The 2,500-nt window shown below is 53.8% G+C and carries 1 rRNA gene (cut by a window edge); it reads left to right on the top strand.

Features of this window, described 5'->3' with window-relative positions:
• A 23S ribosomal RNA gene (locus EXQ56_13250) occupies positions 1–2,500 on the top strand (its annotated part extends 163 nt beyond the left edge of the window); the annotation flags it as partial.

Raw genomic sequence — 2,500 nt, 5'->3', positions numbered from 1 at the left:
CCCCGCTGAATCTATAGGCGGGGAGAAGCCAACCCAGGGAAGTGAACCATCTCAGTACCTGGTGGAAAAGAAAACAATAGTGATTCCGATAGTAGCGGCGAGCGAACTCGGAAGAGCCCAAACCGAGCGCTGCACTAAGCGCGGTGAGATTTTGCAGGACTCACCGAGTTTAGTGCAGGGCTCGGGGTTGTAGGGCCCGCAACAGTAGAGTTACCAATCTGTGAGCTAATTGAACGGTCTGGAAAGGCCGGCCATAGGGTGTGATAGCCACGTAAATGAAAGCTCGACAGACTCGAAGCGGGTACCTGAGTATCGCGGGGCACGAGAAACCCTGCGAGAATCCGGGAGGACCATCTCCCAAGGCTAAATACTCGCATGTGACCGATAGCGGATAGTACCGTGAGGGAAAGGTGAAAAGAACCCCTGCTAGGGGAGTGAAATAGTACCTGAAACCGTACGCTTACAAGCAGTTGGAGGGCTATGCCCGCAAGGGAAAGCCTGACAGCGTGCCTATTGCATAATGAGCCGGCTAGTTATTCTCGTTGGCGAGGTTAAGCGTAAAGCGAGCCGTAGCGAAAGCGAGTCTGAATAGGGCGAATCAGTCAGCGGGAATAGACGCGAAGCGGGATGAGCTACCCTTGGCCAGGATGAAGTTGCGGTAACACGCAATGGAGGTCCGAACCGGTGTTGGTTGAAAACAGCTCGGATGAGCTGAGGGTAGGGGTGAAAGGCTAACCAAATTCCGTAATTGCTCGTTCTCTCCGAAATAGCTTTAGGGCTAGCCTTCGATGATTTGCAACGGTGGTAGAGATCTGGCGGGACTAGGGGCCTTACCAGGTTACCGAATCCAACCAAACTGCGAATGCCGTTGACAACAGTCGAGGAGTCAGACAGTGGGGGCTAAGCTTCATTGTCGAGAGGGAAACAGCCCAGATCACCAGCTAAGGTCCCAAAATTAGTGCTAAGTGGGAAAGGACGTCGGGACGCACTGACAGCCAGGAGGTTGGCTTAGAAGCAGCCATCCTTTAAAGAAAGCGTAATAGCTCACTGGTCAAGCGGTCCGGCACCGACAATATAACGGGGCTCAAGCACTGTACCGAAGCTGTGGACTTCAGAGATTTCGGTCTCTGATTTGGTAGGAGAGCATTCTGAGAAGTTTGAAGCTTGAGTGAAAACACAGGTGGACGTCTCAGAAGAGACCCTGCCGGCATAAGTAGCGATAAACCAAGTGAGAACCTTGGTCGCCGAAAGTCTAAGGTTTCCTGGGAAAGGTTAATCCGCTCAGGGTTAGTCGGTCCTAAGGCGAGGCCAAACGGCGTAGCCGATGGACATCCGGTTAATATTCCGGAACTACGTTAGAGGCGTTTGACGAAGGGGGGACGCGGAAGGATAAGCGAGTCGGGTGATGGATGTCCCGATTGGCCAGCATAAGCGGGACTTGGCAGGTAAATCCACCAGGTCTTAACCGTGAAGCTGGTGACGAGGCCGCAAGGCCGCAAAGTCGCTGATTCCACGCCGCCAGGAAAATCCTCTAAGGAGCATCTAGCGTATCCGTACCGCAAACCGACACAGGTAGACGAGGACAATATCCAAAGGCGCTCGAGAGAATACTCGTTCAGGAACTCGGCAAATTAGCTCCGTAACTTCGGAAGAAGGAGTGCTCCGGTAGGGTGCAAGCCCGAGGGAGCCGCAGCGAATTGCGTCAAGCGACTGTTTAACAAAAACACAGGTCTCTGCAAAGTCAAAAAAACGACGTATAGGGGCTGACGCCTGCCCGGTGCCGGAAGGTTAAGGAGAGAGGTCAACGCCGCAAGGCGCGAAGCTTTGAACCGAAGCCCCGGTGAACGGCGGCCGTAACTATAACGGTCCTAAGGTAGCGAAATTCCTTGTCGGGTAAGTTCCGACCTGCACGAATGGCGTAACGACTTGACGACTGTCTTAACGAGTAGCTCGGCGAACTTGTAGTACCGGTGAAGATGCCGGTTGCCCGCATCTAGACGGAAAGACCCCGTGCACCTTTACTATAACCTAGCCATGAATTATGGGATGATCTGCGCAGGATAGGTGGGAGGCTTTGAAGCTGGGATTTTGGTTTCAGCTGAGCCAATGGTGAGATACCACCCTGATTGTTCCGTGATTCTAACCTACCTCTGTGAATCCAGAGGAGGGACCCGGCTAGGCGGGTAGTTTGACTGGGGCGGTCGCCTCCTAAAATGTAACGGAGGCGCTCGAAGCTGTGCTCAGGCTGTTTGGAAATCAGCCGTCGAGTGTAAGGGCATAAGCACGGTTAACTGCGAGACCTACAAGTCGAGCAGGTGGGAAACCAGGACCTAGTGATCCGGTGGTTCTGTATGGAAGGGCCATCGCTCAACGGATAAAAGGTACGCCGGGGATAACAGGCTGATCGGAGCCAAGAGTTCACATCGACGCTCCGGTTTGGCACCTCGATGTCGGCTCATCGCATCCTGGGGCTGTAGAAGGTCCCAAGGGTTAGGCTGTT

It is taken from the genome of Acidobacteriota bacterium, assembly GCA_009691245.1.
In the GTDB taxonomy this organism is placed as follows: domain Bacteria; phylum Acidobacteriota; class Terriglobia; order 2-12-FULL-54-10; family 2-12-FULL-54-10; genus SHUM01.
This window is presented reverse-complemented; position numbering and strand designations above follow the sequence as displayed.